Below are 21,026 nucleotides of genomic sequence, written 5' to 3' on the forward strand. Positions count from 1 at the left end.
ACCCGCCCATGACCGAAGCTGAACGCGTCCTGCTTGACCTGCTTGATATCGAGGCGCTTGAGGTCGACCTGTTTCGCGGCACCGGTTCAGGTGGTGAAACGCCCACACGCATCTTTGGCGGGCAAGTGATTGCTCAAGCTCTGGCAGCGGCTTACAGAACGGTCGAAGATCGCTTGTGTCATTCTCTGCACGCTTATTTCATTCGACCAGGCGATCCGTCTATTCCGGTTATTTATCAAGTGGATCGCGCACGGGATGGAGGGTCTTTCACCACCCGCCGCGTTGTTGCGATCCAACACGGTAAACAGATCCTGAACCTGTCGGCATCGTTCCACAAGCAGGACGATGGATGGGATCATCAGCACCCGATGCCTGATGTTGAACCGCCAGAGCATCACCCTTCACGCGATGAATTGCGGCAGAAATATCTGACGCGCGTACCAGAATCGCTCAAAACCGAACTGCTGCGCGAACGACCTATCGAAGTCAGAGAGGTCGCGCCGCTGGACATATTCACTCCTGAGAAAGCAGATGATCGGAACCATGTGTGGTTCCGAATGGGGGCCGCAGCGCATGCTGACAGGATCATGCAGCATCTGCTGTTGGCCTATGCCTCTGATATGAGCTTGCTAAGTTCGGGCATGCGCCCGCATGGCCTCAGTTGGTTCACCGGTGAGATTGATGGCGCCAGTCTGGATCACGCGATCTGGTTCCTCGCGCCGGTGCAGTTTCAGAACTGGCACCTGTATGCGATGGAATCGCCATGGACGGGGCAGGGGCGTAGTTTCAATCGTGGATCGATCTTTTCACAAGACGGAACATTGGTCGCGTCGGTCGCTCAGGAAGGGCTGCTTCGGCGACGTCGTTCGCGTTAGGTTTCTCCGTTATACTTCTGATTTAACTTGGACATTCCACTAATCCAACGATCATAATCCGCAGTTTTCAGACGCATATAGTCCAATACCTGCGGATGCGGCAGGATCAGAAACCGTTCCTCGGCCAAGGCCTCGACGCAGGTTTGCGCGACGGATTCGGGCTCGAGCATTCCGTCGATTGCCGCAACCGAATCCTCATGTCCGCGGGTCATGTCCGAACGCACCGCCTGGGGACACAGAACTGACACCCGGATACCTTGATGCGCATAGGTTAACGCGACCCATTCTGCGAACCCGATGGCTGCATGCTTTGTCACGCCGTACGGTGCCGCACCGGGTTGATTAAGCAATCCCGCGGCCGAGGCGGTCGTCATCAGATATCCGCCGCCGCGCGCCACCATACGCGGCAACAAATGCCGCGCTGTCCAGACATGGGACATAACATTGATCTGCCAGATACGGTCCCATTCGTCGTCTGGTACATCAAGCCCGCCAAGCGTGAGAATACCGGCATTCGCGCAAAACAGATCGATCGGAGCCATAGTGCCCTCGACGGTCTCAATCATGTTGCGGATGTCGTTCTCAAGAGAAACATCGCACTGGATCGCTTCACCGCCAATCTCGTCGGAAACGCGCAGCGCACCGACCATGTCGATATCCGCGCAAACCACGCGAGCGCCTTCATGAGCAAAGCGCCTGGCAAGTCCTTCACCAATACCTCCGGCTGCACCGGTCACAACGACGGTCTTATCCTTCAGATGCATATCTGCCTGCGTTCATGGTTCTGCAGATTAGCGTAACAGATTGAAAAACCATCACCAGAGCTGGTTGTGTGCTGCTGGATATATTAACCATAATACCGATTATACGTTTGGTGATTGTGTGGCGGCAAAGCTAAAATGTCACCCATGAGCAAAGCAGAAGTGTCACTCTACCCTCAAAAATCATTGAGGGCGAGCGGACATGGGTTGGGTGATGATGAGCGAGCGCGAGTTGAACCGCGTAGAGGTGTTGGCGCAGGTCGACGATGGTCTGCTGACCGTCGACAATGCGGCGAACATGTTGGACCTGACGCGTCGGCAGATTTTCCGCCTGTTGAAACGCTATCGTCGGGATGGAGCATCGGCGATCCGGCACAAGGCGCGCGGCAAGCCTCCGAACAACCGGATTCACAAAGCCAAGCGCGACTATGCGTTGGCGTTGATCAAAGAAAACTACGCGGATTTCGGGCCGACACTGGCCGCTGAGATGTTGGCTGAGCATCATGGGTTGAAGGTGTCTCGCGAGACGGTTCGTAAGTGGATGCAGGAAGACGGGATTTGGCTGTCGCGCAAACAGCGACGGACCTTCCATCAGCCGCGTCTACGCCGTGAATGCTATGGTGAGTTGATCCAGATTGATGGTTCGGATCACCGATGGTTCGAGGACCGAAGCGACCCCTGCACCCTGCTCGTCTTCATTGATGACGCTACCAGCACGTTGATGGAGTTGCGGTTTGTGACTTCCGAAAGCACGTTCAGCTACTTCGAAGCCTTGGAGCGCTACCTGCTTAAGCATGGCCGTCCCGTCGCTTTCTACAGTGACAAACACACCGTCTTTCGAGTTCCCAAGCCCAACAAACATATGACTGGCATGACACAATTCGGCCGCGCACTGGCGGAACTGAACGTCGAGATCATCTGCGCCAATTCCTCTCAAGCCAAAGGTCGGGTCGAGCGTGCAAACCGGACGCTACAAGATCGGTTGGTCAAAGAACTGCGCATTGCGGGCATCTCAAACATAGATGATGGTAACGTGTTCCTAACCGACTTTGTCGAGCGCTATAACGCCAGGTTCGCCAAAGCTCCGGCTAAGCCAGACAACCTGCACCGCGCTTTGAACATTGAACCGGATCGCCTCGCCGAAGTCTTCTGTCTGCGCGACAAACGCTATGTGACCAGAGACTTGACGCTGAAGTACGACCGCAAGCGCATCAGATTGGAGGTCAATGATCTCTCGCGCGGCCTGGTCGGCAAATATGTCGATACCTACGAGTTCGCAGATGGCCGAATCAAGTGCGCGCAAAAGGCGTTGCCCTGCCCTGCAGCATCTTCGATCCGCACCAGCAGCGCGTCACCCATGCCGCAATCACGGAAAACAAGCGCCTCGGCGCTGTCCTCGCCCATATCAAGGAAGAACAGGAAAGAGGCCCAATCAAAACCACAGTCAAACCAGAAAGCAATCGCAATGGATATCGCAAGAACGGGCGCAGAAACAACGGTTGGAACACACTCGCGGACAGAAAACGCAAAGCCAGCCAGGGCTGCGATATATGAAGTCTCCGCCCTGTCAGGCTTTGCTACCGTAGCGCACTATGGTGACATTCCTGCTTTGCGAACCCGGTGACATTTCTACTTGGTTGCAACATGATTGCACACGAATACACGACCCAAGTACCCGTTCTCTCTAAGCGGATCAGTGGTTAAGATGTGCCAGACTGCACCAAAACTCCACGCCATAACTGATGGCTTCATCATTGAAGTCATATGACGGATTGTGAAGCGGCATCGCTGAGGATCCTTCGACGCCGTTACCCATCAGAATAAATGCACCCGGCCGATAAGCCAGGAACTCTGCAAAATCCTCTGAGAATCCAACGCGCCCATAATCTGCATCTACGGTTCCAACCTCACCGGCGGCCTTTGAGATTATGTCGGTCGCGTTTGCTTCATTGACCAGCGGTCTGAACGAGGTCGAATAGCTGACCTGCGCCTGTGCGCCTTGCGCAGCACATACGCCCTCGACAACTGCGCGCATTCTGCTTTCGATGGTTTTAGACACTTCTTTGGAAAACCCGCGGCAGTCCCCTCGCAAGGTTACGTTGCTTGGCAGAATGTTGCGGGCGCCATCGGTGAGGAACTCGGTTATGGATACCACACCATGTTCGCTTGGCGGCAATGACCGGGAGACGATGGATTGCAACTGCATGACAATTGCAGATCCCGTCACAATTGGATCGATCCCTTTCTCGGGCATCGACGCATGTCCACCCTGCCCCTGAACACTGATTTCGAAATTATCCTCAAAAGCACAGAACGGACCGGACTGTGTTGCGAAGTGACCTAGCTCCATTCCCGGCAAGTTATGCAGCCCAAAAATTGAGGTCATGGGGAAGCGTTCGAACAGGCCGTCGTCGATCATCGCCCTGGCACCATTTCCGTTTTCTTCATCCGGCTGAAAGATGAAGTGAACCGTGCGGTTCAAGGATTGATCAGCCGCCAGCTTTAGCGCGGCACCAAGCAGCATGGTGCTATGGCCATCGTGACCGCAGCCATGAAATTTCCCATCCGTGTTCGAGCGATATGCAAAACTGTTGGCCTCATGTATCGGCAGCGCGTCCATGTCCGCCCGAAAACCTATGGCCGTTTCATCGGAACCGCGACGCAAAGTGGCAACAAGCCCGGTGCGGCCAATTCCACAAACCACATCAAGCCCTGCGCGCTTCAGCTCAGAGGCAATCCGGCGCGGTGTCCTGTCAAGATCGAACCCGATCTCGGGATGGGCGTGCAAATCACGGCGAAATGCGATGAGATCAAGCATCAGGAACGCTCCCTTAGGAATAAGGGATCAACGGCAATTCGGCGTTCTTTGTCAAGTAAATGGAAGGTTTCATTGCCCGGACATATCTGGAGTATTTACGCCTTTGGCCGGCACGTCTGTCTGCATTCAGGTGTGAACGTGCCGGCGGGAAAGCGGCTTAGTAGAACGCCTGCAGCCCGGTCTGTGCCCGCCCAAGGATCAGCGCATGCACGTCATGCGTCCCCTCATAGGTGTTGACCGTTTCCAGATTGATCATGTGGCGCACCACCTGGAACTCGAGCGAGATTCCGTTGCCGCCATGCATGTCCCGAGACATCCGCGCGATATCCAGTGCCTTGCCACAGTTGTTGCGCTTGATGATCGAGATCATTTCGGGCGCGGCTTCGGCTTGATCCATCAAACGCCCAACGCGCAGGCTTGCCTGAAGACCCAAGGCGATTTCCGTCTGCATCTCGGCCAGTTTGCGTTGGAACAATTGTGTCTGCGCCAGTGGACGATTGAATTGCTTACGATCCAGACCATATTGACGCGCCGCATGCCAACAGCTCTCGGCTGCGCCCATAACACCCCAACTGATCCCATAACGTGCGCGGTTCAGACATCCGAACGGCCCTTTCAGACCCTGAACATGCGGCAGCAGCGCCTCTTCGCCAACCTCCACGCCGTCCATAACGATCTCACCAGTGATCGAGGCCCGCAAACTTAGCTTGTTTTCGATCTTCGGCGCGCTCAAACCCTTGGTGTTCTTGTCCAGAATAAAGCCCCTGATCTTGCCGTCATGCGCGTCCGACTTGGCCCACACGACAAAAACATCCGCGATCGGAGAATTAGAAATCCACATCTTGGTACCGGACAGTCGATAGCCGCCATCGATCTTCTCGGCGCGGGTTTTCATCGCGGCGGGATCCGACCCTGCATCCGGTTCGGTCAGACCAAAACAACCAATCCATTCTCCGCTGGCCAGTTTCGGCAGGTATTTCCGGCGCTGTTCTTCGCTGCCATAGGCATAGATCGGATACATCACCAGCGAGCTTTGCACCGACATCATCGAGCGATAGCCGGAATCCACCCGCTCGACCTCGCGCGCGACCAGACCATAGGTCACATATCCGGCGCCAATGCCGCCATATTCCTCGGGGATGGTGGTACCCAACAGACCCATTTCGCCCATCTCGCGGAAAATCTCAGGGTCGGTTTCCTCGTTCTGGAACGCCTGCGTCACCCGCGGCTGCAGTTTTTCCTGCGCATATGCGCGGGCGCTTTCGGCAACCAAACGTTCATCTTCTTGCAACTGATCGGAGAGGCGAAAAGGATCGTCCCAGCTGAAATTGCCCAATTCGGGCGCGTCTTTTGCCCGCAGGACGGGTTTGGTCTCTGGCGCGTTCATGGCGTATCTCCGGTTTAGCGTTTGGCGCATCATAATCTGAGGTTTCCTCAAAAAACAGCGAGACATTTGCACGTTTTCATGACTAAAACGCATAGATGAGCATACGTCGCCCTGTCCTACCTCCAATCTCGGCCCTGCGCGCACTAGAGGCGCTGGACCGGCTTGGCTCGGCCTCGGCGGTGGCCGAAGAAATGGCGCTGACGCAAAGCGCTGTCAGCCGGCAGCTTCAGACACTTGAGACTCATCTGGGCGCAGAACTCGTCAGCCGAAGCCGCAAGCGATTGTCGCTGACGAAGGCCGGACAGGATTACGTGCAAGAGATACGCCCGGCTTTGTCCCAGATCGCGCAGGCAGCGTTGAAGCTGCACGTCTCACCGGTCGGAGGAACGCTGAATCTGGCGATCCTGCCAACCTTCGGGATGCGCTGGCTGGTTCCGCGCCTGCCCGATTTTGCGCGTCTGCATCCAGACATAACTATCAACATGACAACCCGGTTGAGGCCGTTCAATTTCGCATCGGAACCCTTTGATGCCGCATTGCATTTTGGCGAACCGGACTGGCCGGGAACCGAGCGGCTGTTGCTGAAGATGGAACGGGTTTTACCCGTCTGCGCGCCCGAATTGCTGCCGCAGGGAACATTGTCGTCACCGGACGATCTGCTCAAACTGCCCTTGCTGCATATCCAGACGCGCCCGCAGGCCTGGCAAGAGTGGTTCCGGCAAATGGGTGTTGAGCCTCCGCATCCCCTGCCCGGGACGGTGCACGATCAGTTCAACACCATCAATCAGGCCGCGCTGCATGGTCTGGGCGTTGCGTTGTTGCCCAACTATCTGATCGAACAGGACCTTGCGACCGGCAATCTGGTCGCCGCGTTTCCCGATGCCATCGAAACGCTGGGCGCCTATTATCTGGTCTGGCCCCACGACAAGTCGCGTGACCAGTCATTGCGGCAATTCCGTCACTGGCTCGCCTCACAGGCCCAGGCCGAAGAAACGTTACCCCGTTAGCCTAACGCGTACCCTGCCCCGCGCACTGTCCGCACCGGATCGTCGCCGCCATGCTGCGTCAGGGCCTTGCGCAAGCGACCGATATGAACATCCACCGTGCGCGTATCGACATAGATGTCCCGGCCCCAGACCCGGTCGAGCAGTTGCTCACGGCTCCAGACCCGGCCCGGCTTTTCCATGAAGGTGCTGAGCAGGCGAAACTCGGTCGGGCCCAATTTCAACGGTTTGTTGTCCCGGCTGACCTTGTGGGTTTCCGAATCCAGAATGATGTCGTCATATTCCAGTCGGATGCCCACTGTCGCAGGCCGCACGCGCCGCAACTGGGTGCGCACCCGTGCCATCAGCTCAACGACGGAATAAGGCTTGACCACATAGTCGTCCGCACCGGTTTCCAGACCGCGCACCTTGTCCACTTCCTCGGACCGCGCCGACAGCATGATGATCGGGATCGAACGGGTGTCGGGTCGGATCTTGAGACGCCGGCAGACCTCAATCCCGCTGAGGCTGGGCATCATCCAGTCAAGAACGATGATGTCCGGGCGGTCTTCTTCGACCAGCAGCAAGGCCTCCTCCCCGTTGGCTGCGCGCGTAACGCGAAACCCTTCTGCGTCCAGGTTGTAGGCCAGCACTTCGCGCTGCGCCAACTCATCCTCAACCACCAGCACCGTCGGTTGATCAGCGGACATGAGCCTGTCTCCTAGATCGTTTGCGAGGTGTTGTCGGCCTTGGGCCGCGCCTCGGTGGGCCGTTCGCCGGTCACCAGATAGACCACCTGTTCGGCGATGGCGGTAACGTGGTCGCCCATACGCTCGATGTTCTTGGCGATGAAATGCAGATGCATACAGGACGAGATGTTGCGCGGATCTTCGGCCATGAAGGTCAGGAACTCGCGAAACAGCCCGTTATACATCTGGTCGACTTCCAGATCGCGTTCGATCACATCGGTGGCCAGTTCGGCGTCGCGCTGGATATAGGCGTCCAGCGCATCGCGCAGCATCCGCTCAACCTCACGCGCCATGCGGCGCAGGGCAGCGGCACTGCCGCTGATTTCACCGGCATTGACCAGAACCGTGGTCCGTTTGGCGATGTTTTTGGCGTAATCGCCGATCCGCTCCAGATTGCCCGATACTTTCAGCACCGACAGTACCAGCCGCAGATCGCCCGCCGTGGGTGCACGCAACGCGATCAAACGCGCGGTTTCTTCGTCAATCAGCTCTTCCAGCGCGTCGATGGCCTTGTCGCCCTGACGCACTTCCTTGGCCAATTCCTCGTCGCGGGTCTCCAACGACCGGGCGGCGCCCATGATGGCGGCTTCGACCAGCCCGCCCATCTTCATGATATGCGCCTGAATGGTCTCGAGGTCGCGGTCGAACGCGGATGCAATATGTTGTTCGCTCATCGCAATAATCCTGTACTCAGCCGATCCGGCCAGTGATGTAGCTTTCGGTCCTTGGATCTTCGGGGTTGGTGAAGATCTGCCCGGTCTCACCAAATTCAACCAGATTACCCAGATGGAAAAACGCCGTTTTCTGGCTGACCCGCGCAGCCTGCTGCATCGAGTGGGTCACGATCACCACCGAATAGCGCGAGCGCAGCTCGTCAATCAATTCCTCGACCTGCGCGGTTGCAATCGGGTCCAGCGCCGAGCAGGGCTCGTCCATCAACAGAACCTCGGGCTCGGTCGCGACGGCACGGGCGATGCACAGACGCTGCTGCTGACCGCCAGACAGGCCGGTGCCGGGGGCGTCCAGACGATCCTTGACCTCATCCCAGATGGCACCGCGGCGCAGGGATTTCTCAACGATGTCATCCAGCTCCGCCTTATTCTTGGCAAGGCCGTGGATACGCGGGCCATAAGCCACGTTGTCATAAATCGACTTGGGGAACGGGTTCGGTTTCTGGAACACCATGCCCACCTTGGCGCGCAACTGCACCGGGTCGACGCGTTTGTCATAGATATCCTCGCCATCCAGCAGGATATCGCCCTGAACGCGGCAGATATCGATGGTGTCGTTCATTCGGTTGAGACAGCGCAGAAAGGTAGATTTGCCGCAACCCGAGGGGCCGATGAAAGCCGTCACGGTCTTGTCCTCAATGTCGACGCTCACGTCTTTGATGGCGTGGGTTTCGCCGTAATAGACCTGAACCTGCTTGGCGTTGATCTTGATATTCTTGGAGTCCACGGCTCTCTCCACTTGTGTCATGTGGTTCATTTCAGCCCCCTCTTACCAGCGGCGTTCAAAGCGGCGGCGCAGGATGATTGCGATGATATTCATGGTCAGCAGGAACATCAAAAGGATGATGATACCGCCCCAAGCTTTCTCATAGAAACCAACATCGGCGCGCGCGGCCCAGGTATAGATTTGTGCGGGCATGGCAGAGTTCGGCTCGGTGAAACCCGCGACGAATCCATCGGGATAGCCACGGGCGACAAAGCCCACCATGCCGATCAGCAGCAGCGGAGCGGTTTCACCCAGCGCCTGCGCAAGACCGATGATAGTCCCGGTCAGGATACCCGGCGCGGCCAGCGGCAGCACGTGATGGAACACCGCCTGCATTTTTGAGGCCCCTACCCCCAACGCCGCATCGCGGATCGACGGCGGAACCGCCTTCAGCGACGCTCGGGTCGAGATGATGATCGTCGGCAAGGTCATCAGCGTCAGCACCAGACCACCGACCAGCGGCGCCGATTGCGGCAGGTGCATGAACTGGATGAACACCGCCAAACCCAGAATACCGAATACGATCGACGGAACAGCGGCCAGATTCGAGATGTTCACCTCGATCAGATCGGTAAATTTGTTCTGCGGCGCGAATTCTTCCAGATAGATCGATGCGGCGACCCCGATTGGCAGCGACAGGCACAGTACCACCAGCATCATGAAGAACGACCCCACGACCGAGGCACCAATGCCTGCACCGCCGGGGTTATCCACGCCCGAATCCGCTCCGGTAATGAAGGGCCAGTTGAAGGCCTGCCTGATGATGCCCGCCTCTTTCAGCGCGTCCACCAGATCCAGATCGCTGAGCTGCAGGAAACGGCTGTCCTGCAGGGTGTCACGCGACACGCGGCCTTTGAAATAACCATCCACCCGACTTGAGGCCGCCAGATCGAACATGACCGGCTCGCCCAGTTTATTGGGGTTATCGGCATAAAAGCTGCGGATTGTCCCTCCGATTTTGCCCAGAAGACGTTCGATTGCAGCCTCGTCGAAATCAACGGTGATACCGCTTTCAGCCAGTTGCTCATTCAGCTCTGCAATGAACAGGTTGGAATAGGCCTTGGTCTTGAACAGGGTTCCCTCCGCCTCGTCGCGCTGGGCTGGGCTCAGCGTGAATTCGACGCTGACCACAGTGCGCTGAAAGGCCGGAATGCCTTGTGACAGGATCGAGGCAAACAGCACGATCAGAAAGAACAGGCCTGTTGCAATCGCGACGATCCCATAGGCGCGAAAACGCTTTTCTGCAGCGGCACGTTTCTTGGTCCGGGCGTCGGTGGCCGTTAGGGAAACCGAATGGCGGCCTGTTTCGGGGCTTTGCATGCTGGTGTCGGTCATTCGTACTGCTCCCGATACTTGCGCACGATATAAAGGGCGAAGACGTTCAGCCCCAGCGTGAGGATGAACAGGGTCATGCCAAGCGCGAAGGCCACAAGGGCCTCGGGCGACGCGAAATCAGCGTCGCCGGTCAACTGGCTGACGATCTTTGCGGTGACGGTGGTCATGGCCTCGAACGGGTTCAGGTCCAGACGCGCGGCGGCCCCTGCCCCCAAGACCACGATCATGGTCTCACCAATGGCGCGCGAGGCGGCCAGCAGGATTGCACCTACGATGCCGGGCAGCGCTGCGGGCAGAACGACCTGACGAATGGTCTCGGACTGAGTGGCCCCCAGCCCGTAAGAACCGTCACGCATGGCCTGCGGCACCGCGTTGATGATGTCGTCTGACAGCGAGGACACGAACGGGATCAGCATGATGCCCATGACCAGACCGGCCGTCATCACGGCAGTACCGGCCTTCATCCAACCCAATCCGTCGTCGCCAAATACGCTCAGCAACAGCGGACCAACGGTGAGCAAGGCAAACAGGCCGTAAACGATGGTCGGGATACCAGCCAGAACCTCAAGCAGCGGCTTGGCAAAGGAACGGACGCGGGGCGAGGCATATTCGCTGAGGTAGATCGCAGCGAACAGGCCAATCGGTACAGCCACCAGCAGTGCGACCAGCGAGATATAGAACGTACCCCACAGCAGCGGGATGATGCCCAGATCGGACGCGCCGCCCCGCCCCGAGAAACTGGGGGCCCAGGTGGTGCCGAAGAAGAACTCGGATGCCGGGTAGAGCTTGAAGAACTCCCATGTGTTGAAGATCAGCGACAACACAATTCCGACCGTTGTCAGGATCGCGATTGAGGCGGCCGCCAACAACAGCACGCGAATCCCTTGCTCAACAACGTTACGCGCGCGGTAATCGGAGTGCGTCTGGAACCAGCTGAACGCGACACCGGCCAGCGCCACAAGTAGAACCGCAACCGACATGATCGCGTAACCGGTGGAATTCATCGCCCGATAGCTCTGCGCCCCGCGCAACACCGGCTGCGTGATATCCGAGGTCACCACCTGACCGGCGTCCTTAAGCCGCTGGGTAATATCGGAGGTATCCGCGCGCGCATTCTGCGCGAGCTCTTCGGTGAGATGACCCTGTGCCACTGCACTGTCCAGGCCATATGCCGTGCGGCGCACCTCGGCCATGACGAGGCTGAGGGAAGAGCCGTCCTTGACCGCCGTTTCCGGGATCATTCCCGAGACCTGAGAATTTACATAAAGCGGCTGCACCAGCAGCCAGACGATCAGCAGACCAATTGCGGGTACGATCGTTTTAAGCGCCACGTTCGCGCCGTAGAACGATGGAAGCGAATGCAAGGCCCGAATTTCTCCGCCGCCGCTTTGTAAGGCGCGCCTGCGGCCCAACACGTATCCAACGGCAGCAATCGCAAGCACGATCAGAATGAGCCAAAGAATTGGCATGGCACCCCCACAGGTCTTGATCGGGATTTGAGGTAAAAAGCGGGGCGACACCCTGCGCCGCCCCCTGTCATTTTAGATGGGGTCTGGACTTAGCTGCCCGAACCCATGGTCACTTCGTTCGCGATGGCGTCCTGAGTGTTCGCCAACTCGGGGTCAGCAACCAGACCGTAATTGGCCAACGGACCCGAACCACCTGCGATCTCATCATGCGTGAAGAACTGAGCGTATTCTTTCAGGCCGGGGATCACGCCAATATGCGCTTTCTTGACGTAGAAGAACAGCGGGCGCGACACCGGGTACTCACCCGATGCGATGGTCTCGGTCGACGGGGCGACGCCACCCATGGTAGCCACTTTCAGCTTGTCGGTGTTGTTTTCGTAGAACGCCAGACCAAACACGCCGATGCCGTTGGGGTTGGTGTCGATGCGGGCCAGAGTCTCGGTGTAGTCACCGTCGATGTCGACCGACTTGCCATCGGTACGCACGTCCAGACACGCGTCTTCGGCATCGTCTTCGCTCATACCGCCTGCAATCATGGCTTCCATGGCACCGGTTGCTTCACAACCTGCCAGCAGAACCTTGTCTTCGAACACTTCACGGGTGCCGTGCTTGGTGCCGGGGATGAACATCGCGATCTCGACGTCCGGCAGGTCGCCGTTGAACTCGGCCCAGCGGTTGTAGCTGTTGTCGACCAGCGCGCCGTCCTTGATGACTTTTGCGCCGATGGCGTTGTAGATGTCCGCAGGCTGGAAGGCCGAGAAGGCAGGGCCGGACTGCTGGCTTGCAAACACGATGCCGTCATAGCCGATGCGCACTTCGATGATGTCGGTCACACCATTTTCAGCGCAGGCTTTGATCTCTTTTTCGCGGATCGCACGCGACGCGTTTGCGACGTCGATCGTGTGCTCGCCAACGCCTTCGCAGAAACGCTTGAGGCCTGCGGACGAACCGCCCGATTCAACGACCGGTGTGGGGAAGTCGGTATTTTCGCCAAACAGCTCGGCCACGATCGACGCATAAGGCAGAACGGTGGACGAACCGGCAACCTGAATATTGTCACGTGCAGCAGCGGCGGTTGCCGAGACGGTGGCGATTGCCAGCGCAGAAGCCGACAGTTTTACAAAGGACATTTCAGTCTCCTTGACAAGGATGGGTACTGATCACCCCCATGATGATCTGCGCAAAGCCCTAAGAGTCGCGCGTAAGCCTTTTGTGACAGGTATGTAACGGTTTCATGACAAGTCAGGAAATATCCAGAATTTCTTAACTTGACGCGCCGTCAGAGCCCGGACGTCTGCACCAGGTCTGAGCTTAACGGGGCAGTATCACCGTAAATACAGCGCCCTGCCTCTCTTCGCTTTCAACCCGCAGCCGACCGCGATGGCGATTGACGATGTGCTTGACGATGGCCAGTCCCAGACCCGTGCCCCCCAATTCGCGAGAGCGATGGCTGTCGGCCCGATAGAATCGCTCGGTCAGTCGAGGCAGGTGCTTGGCGTCGATTCCCGGTCCTTGGTCTATGACCCGGATACGAACCGCGGCACCGCGCATCGCAGTATCGCGCTCAGACAATGTAACGACCACATTCACCACGCCGCCGCTGCCGCCGTATTTGATCGCATTTTCCACCAGGTTGGTCAGAACCTGACGCAGTTGATCACTATCTCCCGCAATCGTCACCGGATCATCAGGGGCGTCGAGCGACAGTTTTACACCGGCATCATCCGCCAGTGGCCGCAGCGTGTTCAGGGTGGATTGGATCAGGCCCGTCAACTCGACAGGTTCCTTGGGCCTGACCCGCTCTTCGCTTTCTACCCGGTTCAGTGACAGAAGGTCTCCGACCAGCCGGTTCATGCGATTGGCCTCATCCGCCATGATCTGCAAAAATCGCTCGCGGGCTGCCGTATCGTCGCGCGCGGGTCCGCGCAGGGTTTCGATGAAACCCATTAGAGCGGTCAACGGCGTGCGCAGCTCATGGCTGACATTGGCCACGAAATCCCGTCGCATCTGGCCTGCCTGTTCCAGGTGCGTGATATCCTGAAACACCACCAGCGCAACATTTGAACTGGCCATGTACCGGCACTGAACCTCAAAGGTCGTATCCTGCGCGCCATCATTCGAAAGGTGCCGTGCGTTGCTGGGCCGCTTTGACCGCACACATTGTTCAATTGCATCGATGACCAGAGGCTGCCTGAGGATCGTGGCGAAGTGCCGCCCCTCAATCGCCGCCCCCAGCAGGCTCCGCGCGTCGGTATTGGCTGCGGCGATCCGTTCAGCTTCGTCGACCAGCAAGGCGGGCATCGGGATGGCTGTGACCAACTCGGTGAACAAGGGTTCAGGCATGCGGCGTCAGACCGGATTCAGCATTTCACGAAATTTGCGCATGTTGTCCTGATAATGCTGCGCACTGAGGGTCAGGCGCTGCGCCGCCTCCTCGTCCAGCTGCCGGACCACCTTGCCCGGTGTCCCCATGACCAGTGAGTTGTCGGGTATCTCTTTGCCTTCGGTGATCAGCGCCCCAGCCCCGATCAGGCAGTTTTTACCGATCTTTGCCCCGTTGAGAACGATAGCACCCATGCCGATCAGCGTGTTGTCTCCGATCGTGCAGCCGTGCAGCATCACCTTGTGCCCGATGGTGCAATTCGCCCCGATGGTCAGCGGATATCCGGCATCGATATGCATCACGCAGTCTTCCTGCACGTTAGTGCCCGCGCCTACGCGAATTTCTTCATGATCGGCGCGGATGGTGCTGCCGAACCAGACCGAGGCGCCTTGCTCCAGCACCACCTTTCCGATCAGATTGGCATCGGGTGCGACCCAGGTATCCTCGTGAATCTGCGGTTGATGCTCTCCCAATGCATAGATCGTCATGACTGATCCTCGAATTCGGTTTGCAAGGTGCGGATATGGTTCTGCAGGCGCGGCTGCTGAATGCGGCGCATCCGCTCGGCGCTGATGATGGTTTTCAGCTTTTCTTCGGTGGCATCGAGATCGTCGTTGATCAGGACATAATCATAATAGCCCCAATGGCTGATCTCATCCCAGCTTTTCAGCATCCGCTTGGCGATCACGTCGTCGCTGTCCTGCCCACGGCTTTCCAGCCTGCGCCGAAGTTCTGGTATCGAGGGGGGCAGGATGAAGATCGACAAAGCATGCTTGCCCAGATCCGAATTCCGGATCTGCACCTCACCCTGCCAGTCAACATCGAACAATACGTCGCGGCCTTTGTTGATCGACTCGCGGACAGGTTCAGCGGGCGAGCCATAGAAATTGCCGAAGACGTGGGCATGTTCCAGCATCTGGCCCTCTGCGACCTGCTGCTTGAACGCATCCTCGGACAGGAAGTAATATTCGCGCCCATGCTCTTCACCCGGGCGCGGGGCGCGGGTGGTGGCCGAGATCGAGAATTCCAGATCGCTGTCCCACCGCATCAAACGACGCGCCAGCGTGGATTTGCCTGCACCCGAAGGCGAGGACAGGATGATTAATAGACCGCGGCGATCTGCCATGTGTTTGCCCTCGTTCCTATTCCACGTTCTGAACTTGTTCGCGCATCTGATCGATCACTGCCTTCAGTTCAAGCCCGACAGCGGTCAGCTCGGCATTTTGCGATTTTGAACAGAGCGTGTTGGCCTCGCGGTTGAATTCCTGCATCAGGAAATCCAGCTTTCGCCCGACCGGACTGTCCTGATCCAACAGCGCGCGCGCAGCGTCGACATGGGCTGCCAGACGGTCGATTTCTTCGGTGATGTCGGCCTTGACGGCGATCAAGGCCAGCTCTTGCGCGACCCGTTCAGCGTCGACACCTTGCGCATTGTCGACAACACGCGCCAGATTATCCTTGAGCGCTTGCGCCATTTCATCCCGGCGCTGCTCAGCCAGATTTGCGGCTGTGTCTGTCAGTTGCGCAATCTGGTCCAACTGACCGCTGAGGATGCCGGCCAGCGCCTGCCCTTCGGCCTTTCGCATATCCAGAAAGGCGGCCAGCAATCCGGCGAATTCGGATTTCAGTTGCGCGACCAGCGGTGCCGGATCGTCATCTTCGCTGCCCGCCTCCAGCATCCCCTTCAGCGCCAACAGGTCACTGGCCTTCGACCCGGCCAGCTCGATACCGCGCGCGCCTGCCATGGCCTCGGTCTGGGCCAACGCATCCAATGCAGCCTCCATCGCCGCCACGTTCAGTTTGATTTCCGAGGCACTCTCTTCCCGGCTGAGGCGCAGCGACAGGGTCACATTGCCCCGGCTGACCCGCTTCGACAGATCGCCACGCAGCGCGGCCTCGAGCCCGGTCAGCCAATCAGGCACACGCAGTCGCATATCCAGCCCCTTGCCGTTCACGCTGCGCAGTTCCCAACCCCAGCTATGGGGCCCGAACGCCCCTTTGCCCGAGGCGAAACCGGTCATGGATTTGATCATGCCTGCCCTTTCCGTCAAAACCGCTCGCCGCACCTAATGCCATCGGCGGGCGGGGGGCAAGACCCTGCTCATTTCTCGCTGTCGACCAATCGGTTAACCATTCGTTAAAGAATTACTCCAAATTTGTATTAACCCGTGTCAATTTGACAATCGCAGCCGCTGGCGAATTCCGGCTTTGCCCGATAGATGGCATTTTAGGAAAATCGCGATTGAGTGATGGTAGGGTGATGAAATGAAAACCTTTTTTGGTAACGGATCTGGCTCAGGATTTGGAAAGATCGTCGCGATGGACCGATTTGACAGCGGGCGCAGCCTGTCCCCTATCCGTCAGGCCGAGGCTTATTGGACCGCCTTGCTCGGTGGCGACGGCGTGCCGATGCGGTCACAGATCGACCCGCGCGGGCTTGAGAATGTTCTGGAGTATACGTTCATCCTCGAACGCATCGCTCCGGGTCTGGCTCGGTTTCGTCTGGCTGGAAGCCACCTGAACAAGCTGGCCGGGATGGAGGTACGCGGCATGCCGCTGACCGCGTTTTTCGACCCCAGTGCGCGCGATGATGTCAAAACCTATCTGGACCGAGTGTTCACGGCCCCTGCGGTAGTCGAACTCGGGTTGACCTCGAAGGGCAAGATGGGTCGCACCAATCTTGAGGCCAGAATGATCCTGTTGCCGCTGAAAAGCGACCTCGGCGATGTCAGCCGCGTGCTGGGTGTCATGCTCAGCGACGGCACGATCGGGGCCACGCCGCGTCGTTTCTCGATCACCGATCATCGGGTGCGAGAGGTGTCAGAGCTGCGGAAGCCACCCAAACCCGCCGCACATGAGGCCATGGGCTTTGCTGAGCAGCAAAGTGAGTTTACGCCCCGCAAACCGCATTTACGGCTGGTTTCCTCGCGGGACGACTAAGCAAAACGGCGGGCCAATGACCCGCCGTTCAGATTTTCCGCATTCTCGACCCTGATCAACTCGCAGCGCGCTTGACCCTGTCGCGACGCAGATTTGTCAGCTCTTCTGCAACGAGGAAGGCCAGCTCCAATGCTTGCGAGGCGTTCAGACGCGGGTCGCAAGCCGTGTGGTAGCGGTCCGAGAGATCCTCTTCGGTCACTGCCCGCACACCGCCGGTGCATTCGGTGACGTCCAGGCCCGTCATCTCGAAATGCACACCGCCGGGGATGGTGCCCTCGGCCTGATGCACGCCGAAGAAGTCGCGCACTTCGCGCAGGACCGAGTCGAACGGACGCGTCTTGTAGCCCGTCGCCGATTTAATGGTGTTGCCATGCATCGGGTCGCAGACCCAGGTCACTTTCGCGCCCTCTTCCTTCACGGCCTTGACCAGACGCGGCAGATGTTCACCCGCCTTGCCGGCACCGAAACGCGCGATGAGGGTCAGGCGACCCTCTTCATTCTCGGGGTTCAGCTTGGCCATCAGGACCTTCAGATCTTCTGCGGTCGTGGTGGGGCCACATTTCAGACCGATCGGGTTCAGAACGCCGCGGCAGAACTCGACATGCGCACCGTCGGGCTGACGGGTACGGTCGCCGATCCAGATCATGTGGCCGGAACCGGCCAGCCAGTTGCCCGAGGTCGAATCCAGACGGGTCAGCGCCTCTTCGTACTCCAGCAGCAGCCCTTCGTGGCTGGTGTAGAACTCGACCGTCGAGAACTCGTGCGTGGTATCCGCCGTGATCCCGGCAGCGCCCATGAAGTCGATGGTGTCCTGAATACGGTCGGCGATTTCCGAGTATTTCTGAACGTCCTGTTCATCCGTGAAACCCAGCGTCCACGAATGCACCATGCTCATGTCGGCAAAACCACCGGTCGAGAAAGCGCGCAGCAGGTTCAGCGTCGCCGCCGCCTGCGTGTAGGCCTGCAGCATCTTGCCCGGATTCGGGATGCGTGCCTCGGGTGTGAAGGCCAGCTCGTTGATTATGTCACCACGGTAGCTGGGCAGTTCCACACCATCCACCACTTCGGTCGGCGCGCTGCGCGGCTTGGCGAATTGCCCGGCCATGCGACCTACTTTGACAACCGGCACCTTGGCGCCATAGGTCAGAACCATCGCCATCTGCAGCATCACCTTGAAGGTGTCACGAATTGCGTCCGCGCTGAATTGTTCAAAGCTTTCCGCGCAATCCCCGCCCTGCAGCAGGAAGGCCTCGCCGCGACCGGCGGCACCCAGATGTTGCTTGAGACGCCGCGCCTCGCCTGCAAAGACCAGCGGGGGATACTGCGAAAGCTGCGCCTCGACTTTGGCCAGCGCGGCCGCGTCGGTATAGTCTGGCATCTGAACCCGGGGCTTGTTGCGCCAGTTCGTTTTTTGCCATTCGGTCATAGCTTTGATCTCCGCTGAGGTATTTCAGGTGGCCTCTATACAAAATGCAATGATGAGAGACCATATCACATTTGCGCCTCTTGACGCCGGAAACAAGCTTTGAGCATGGTGGCTGGCATATTTGCAACCGGGGAAATCCGGTCTGCACCGAATCAAGGACAGTTCGCCATGCAAGAGCAACGCCAAGTTGTCACCGTGGATCAGGGCGCGGGCAAGCCGCTGAATTTCGTATTTGTGCTGCTGGACAAGTTCTCATTGCTTTCCTTTGCATCGGCCCTCGACAGCCTGCGCATCGCCAACCGGATGGCCAACCGTGAGCTTTATACCTGGACACTGGCCGGTGAAGGCGGGGACATCGTGCATTGTTCAGCCGGCACCACCTTCAAGCTGGATGCAGATCTTGAGGAATTGCAGCGCGACGAAGTGGTCCTGATCTGCGGCGGGGTCGACGTTCAGGCGGCGACCACCAAACGGGTCCTGAACTGGGTGCGCCGTGAGGCGCGCAAGGGTGTGAAGATCGGCGGGCTGTGTACCGCCGCCTACACGCTGGCCAAGGCCGGGTTGCTGGAAGGCAGGCGCGCAACGATTCATTGGGAAAACTCGGACAGCTTCTCGGAAGAGTTCGACACGGTCGAATTGACCAAATCTGTGTTTCAGATCGACGGAAACCGAATGACTACGGCCGGCGGCACCTCGTCGATCGATCTGATGCTCAAGATCATCGCCGATGACTATGGCGAGGATCTGGCGAATGCGGTTGCGGATCAGATGATCTATTCCTCGATCCGCACCGATCAGGACACCCAGCGCCTGTCGACGCCCACGCGCATCGGCGTGCGGCATCCCAAGCTGAGTCAAGTCATCCTGATGATGGAAAAGAACATCGAAGAGCCGATCTCGCCTTCGACTCTGGCTAAGGATGTGGGCATGTCTACACGTCAGCTGGAGCGTCTGTTCCGTCGCTACCTCAGCCGGTCACCCAAACGCTATTACATGGAACTGCGCCTGCACAAAGCACGCAACCTGCTGATGCAGACGGATATGAGTGTGATCAACGTAGCGCTGGCCTGCGGCTTTGCCTCGCCGAGCCATTTCTCGAAATGCTACAGGGCGCATTACAATACCACGCCTTATCGTGAACGTGGTGCGCAAAGCGGGCGGCTTTCGGTCTAACCCTTCGGCGTCATCCGATAAACTGCCCCCTGCCCGACCGAGATGAACCAGATCGCCCCGTCAGGGGCCTCGACGATGTCGCGCACGCGTTCTGTCTCGGGCCCCTTGATTTGTTCCGCTTCACGCAGCGAAGTCCCGGACAGACGAGAAATATAGTCGAACTTGAGCGAACCCACGAACAGATCGCCTTTCCAGCCCGGCCACAGCTTGCCGGAATAGATCATCAAACCCGAAGGCGCGATGGACGGATCCCAATAGTGTTGCGGCTGCTCCATGCCGTCTTTGGTCGTCCCCTCACCGATGGCCTCGCCGGAATAGTGCGTGCCGTATGAAATAACGGGCCAGCCATAGTTCCGGCCCGGTTGGATCAGGTTCACCTCATCCCCGCCCCGCGCGCCGTGTTCGGCCGTCCACAAGCGACCCCGAGCGTCCAGATCGGCCCCTTGCGGGTTGCGATGCCCATAGGTCCAGATTTCAGGCCGAATATCTGCCTGCCCGACAAAGGGATTGTCCGAGGGCACCGAGCCATCGCGATTCACACGGATCACCGTGCCGATGTGGTTTGATCTGTCCTGTGCCTGAGGCCGGTCACCGCGGTCTCCGATTGTGACGAACAATGTGCCGTCATTCGCCTCGACAACCCGTGATCCGAAATGGCGGCCACCCGAGCCTCCGGGGCTGGTCTCGAAAATGACACGCGTCTTGGTCAGGCGCTCGCCATTCTCTGACAGGCGCGCCACCGCAAGCGCCGTACCGGCCTTGCCGCCGCCCTGCGGCTTCGAAAATGTCAGGAAAATCTCGCGCGTTTGGGCAAAGTCCCGCGCGATTGTGACATCCAGCAGACCACCCTGCCCCTTTGCAGCGACTTTCGGCACGCCGCGCACGATCTGAGTCTTGCCCCTTGACACATAAAGCAGTTTCCCATCACGCTCGGTCACCAGAAATTCTCCATCCGGCAATATTCCGACAGCCCAGGGTGTATCGAGCTCTTCGACCATGGGTTCGACCCGCACCGGACCTTTTGAGGTTTCAAGGATATCAGCACGGACCATGCCTGCGGTGAACAGCAGGACCAAAATCGCAAATGTTCTGAACGTCATGATCTCTCCCTTTGGCACACAGCAAATATCATCATGAGAATAAATAGGTTTACAGCTGGCAAAAACACGTTTGCGTTAGGGCTTTTCTTTTTTGCGGGGCTTGCCTAGGGTCATGCCCAGAACAAAGATG

19 protein-coding genes and 1 pseudogene are annotated in these 21,026 nt (G+C 58.4%); 5 read left to right on the forward strand and 15 right to left on the reverse strand.

Annotated features, from left to right (window positions below):
* Positions 1 to 8: 8 nt before the first annotated feature.
* Positions 9 to 875: an acyl-CoA thioesterase gene (locus ACR3E4_RS16495; protein ID WP_480532372.1), complete on the forward strand. Its 867-nt coding sequence runs from the start codon at positions 9 to 11 to the stop codon at positions 873 to 875.
* Here ACR3E4_RS16495 and ACR3E4_RS16500 read toward each other — a convergent pair.
* Positions 872 to 1,639 (reverse strand): SDR family oxidoreductase, encoded by a 768-nt coding sequence (locus ACR3E4_RS16500; RefSeq protein WP_480532370.1) that lies wholly within the window; start codon positions 1,637 to 1,639, stop codon positions 872 to 874. The genes ACR3E4_RS16495 and ACR3E4_RS16500 overlap by 4 nt on opposite strands.
* Before the next feature lie 199 nt (positions 1,640 to 1,838).
* Here ACR3E4_RS16500 and ACR3E4_RS16505 point away from each other — a divergent pair.
* Positions 1,839 to 3,190 (forward strand): annotated as a pseudogene (locus tag ACR3E4_RS16505) (ISNCY family transposase).
* 139 nt (positions 3,191 to 3,329) lie between these two features.
* On the opposite strand, the gene ACR3E4_RS16510 reads toward ACR3E4_RS16505, so the two are convergent.
* Both ACR3E4_RS16510 and ACR3E4_RS16515 read right to left on the reverse strand, forming a co-directional pair.
* Positions 3,330 to 4,454 (reverse strand): amidohydrolase, encoded by a 1,125-nt coding sequence (locus ACR3E4_RS16510; protein WP_480536343.1) that lies wholly within the window; start codon positions 4,452 to 4,454, stop codon positions 3,330 to 3,332.
* A gap of 157 nt (positions 4,455 to 4,611) precedes the next feature.
* Positions 4,612 to 5,841, reverse strand: coding sequence for an acyl-CoA dehydrogenase (locus ACR3E4_RS16515; RefSeq protein WP_480536342.1), 1,230 nt, complete (start codon positions 5,839 to 5,841; stop codon positions 4,612 to 4,614).
* 95 nt (positions 5,842 to 5,936) lie between these two features.
* Here ACR3E4_RS16515 and ACR3E4_RS16520 point away from each other — a divergent pair, with 95 nt between their 5' ends.
* Positions 5,937 to 6,848: a LysR substrate-binding domain-containing protein gene (locus tag ACR3E4_RS16520; RefSeq protein WP_480536340.1), complete on the forward strand. Its 912-nt coding sequence runs from the start codon at positions 5,937 to 5,939 to the stop codon at positions 6,846 to 6,848.
* Here the strand turns inward: ACR3E4_RS16520 and phoB are convergent.
* From phoB to ACR3E4_RS16570, 10 genes are all read right to left on the reverse strand, one after another.
* Entirely contained in the window at positions 6,845 to 7,534 is a 690-nt protein-coding gene (gene phoB / locus ACR3E4_RS16525; protein WP_480536338.1) for a phosphate regulon transcriptional regulator PhoB, read from the reverse strand. The two genes, ACR3E4_RS16520 and phoB, sit on opposite strands and share 4 nt — an antisense overlap.
* An 11-nt stretch (positions 7,535 to 7,545) precedes the next feature.
* Entirely contained in the window at positions 7,546 to 8,247 is a 702-nt protein-coding gene (phoU, locus tag ACR3E4_RS16530) for a phosphate signaling complex protein PhoU (RefSeq protein WP_480536337.1), read from the reverse strand.
* A gap of 16 nt (positions 8,248 to 8,263) precedes the next feature.
* The gene (gene pstB, locus ACR3E4_RS16535) at positions 8,264 to 9,031 is read right to left on the reverse strand and encodes a phosphate ABC transporter ATP-binding protein PstB (RefSeq protein WP_480567093.1); all 768 of its coding nucleotides are present in this window, start codon (positions 9,029 to 9,031) and stop codon (positions 8,264 to 8,266) included.
* A gap of 42 nt (positions 9,032 to 9,073) precedes the next feature.
* Positions 9,074 to 10,405, reverse strand: a complete 1,332-nt coding sequence (pstA, locus tag ACR3E4_RS16540) for a phosphate ABC transporter permease PstA (protein ID WP_480536334.1) — start codon at positions 10,403 to 10,405, stop codon at positions 9,074 to 9,076.
* A complete protein-coding gene (gene pstC, locus ACR3E4_RS16545; protein WP_480536333.1) occupies positions 10,402 to 11,874 on the reverse strand; it encodes a phosphate ABC transporter permease subunit PstC in 1,473 nt (490 codons plus the stop codon). Before pstC ends, pstA begins: the two co-directional genes overlap by 4 nt.
* Positions 11,875 to 11,963: 89 nt before the next feature.
* The gene (locus ACR3E4_RS16550) at positions 11,964 to 13,004 is read right to left on the reverse strand and encodes a substrate-binding domain-containing protein (RefSeq protein WP_480536332.1); all 1,041 of its coding nucleotides are present in this window, start codon (positions 13,002 to 13,004) and stop codon (positions 11,964 to 11,966) included.
* A 181-nt stretch (positions 13,005 to 13,185) separates the two neighbouring features.
* Positions 13,186 to 14,217 carry a sensor histidine kinase gene (locus ACR3E4_RS16555; RefSeq protein ID WP_480536331.1) on the reverse strand — a complete coding sequence of 344 codons (1,032 nt, stop codon included), beginning with the start codon at positions 14,215 to 14,217 and terminating at the stop codon, positions 13,186 to 13,188.
* Between the two features lie 6 nt (positions 14,218 to 14,223).
* Complete coding sequence (locus ACR3E4_RS16560) at positions 14,224 to 14,745, reverse strand: gamma carbonic anhydrase family protein (protein ID WP_480536330.1); 522 nt, start codon at positions 14,743 to 14,745, stop codon at positions 14,224 to 14,226.
* Positions 14,742 to 15,383, reverse strand: coding sequence for a guanylate kinase (gene gmk / locus ACR3E4_RS16565; RefSeq protein WP_480536328.1), 642 nt, complete (start codon positions 15,381 to 15,383; stop codon positions 14,742 to 14,744). The genes ACR3E4_RS16560 and gmk overlap by 4 nt, the downstream gene beginning before the upstream one ends.
* 16 nt (positions 15,384 to 15,399) lie before the next feature.
* On the reverse strand, positions 15,400 to 16,290 hold the full coding sequence (locus ACR3E4_RS16570; RefSeq protein ID WP_480536326.1) for a YicC/YloC family endoribonuclease: 891 nt from the start codon (positions 16,288 to 16,290) through the stop codon (positions 15,400 to 15,402).
* Between the two features lie 232 nt (positions 16,291 to 16,522).
* On the opposite strand from ACR3E4_RS16570, the gene ACR3E4_RS16575 reads away from it, so the two are divergent.
* Positions 16,523 to 17,197 (forward strand): PAS domain-containing protein, encoded by a 675-nt coding sequence (locus tag ACR3E4_RS16575; RefSeq protein WP_480567094.1) that lies wholly within the window; start codon positions 16,523 to 16,525, stop codon positions 17,195 to 17,197.
* Between the two features lie 55 nt (positions 17,198 to 17,252).
* On the opposite strand, the gene ACR3E4_RS16580 is transcribed toward ACR3E4_RS16575, so the two are convergent.
* The gene (locus ACR3E4_RS16580; RefSeq protein ID WP_480536324.1) at positions 17,253 to 18,623 is read right to left on the reverse strand and encodes a class II 3-deoxy-7-phosphoheptulonate synthase; all 1,371 of its coding nucleotides are present in this window, start codon (positions 18,621 to 18,623) and stop codon (positions 17,253 to 17,255) included.
* Positions 18,624 to 18,791: 168 nt separating this feature from the next.
* Here ACR3E4_RS16580 and ACR3E4_RS16585 point away from each other — a divergent pair, with 168 nt between their 5' ends.
* On the forward strand, positions 18,792 to 19,796 hold the full coding sequence (locus ACR3E4_RS16585; protein WP_480536323.1) for a GlxA family transcriptional regulator: 1,005 nt from the start codon (positions 18,792 to 18,794) through the stop codon (positions 19,794 to 19,796).
* Here the strand turns inward: ACR3E4_RS16585 and ACR3E4_RS16590 are convergent.
* Complete coding sequence (locus tag ACR3E4_RS16590) at positions 19,793 to 20,896, reverse strand: PQQ-dependent sugar dehydrogenase (RefSeq protein WP_480536322.1); 1,104 nt, start codon at positions 20,894 to 20,896, stop codon at positions 19,793 to 19,795. The genes ACR3E4_RS16585 and ACR3E4_RS16590 overlap by 4 nt on opposite strands.
* Positions 20,897 to 21,026 lie beyond the last annotated feature (130 nt).

The organism is Ruegeria sp. AP11 (genome assembly GCF_056535865.1).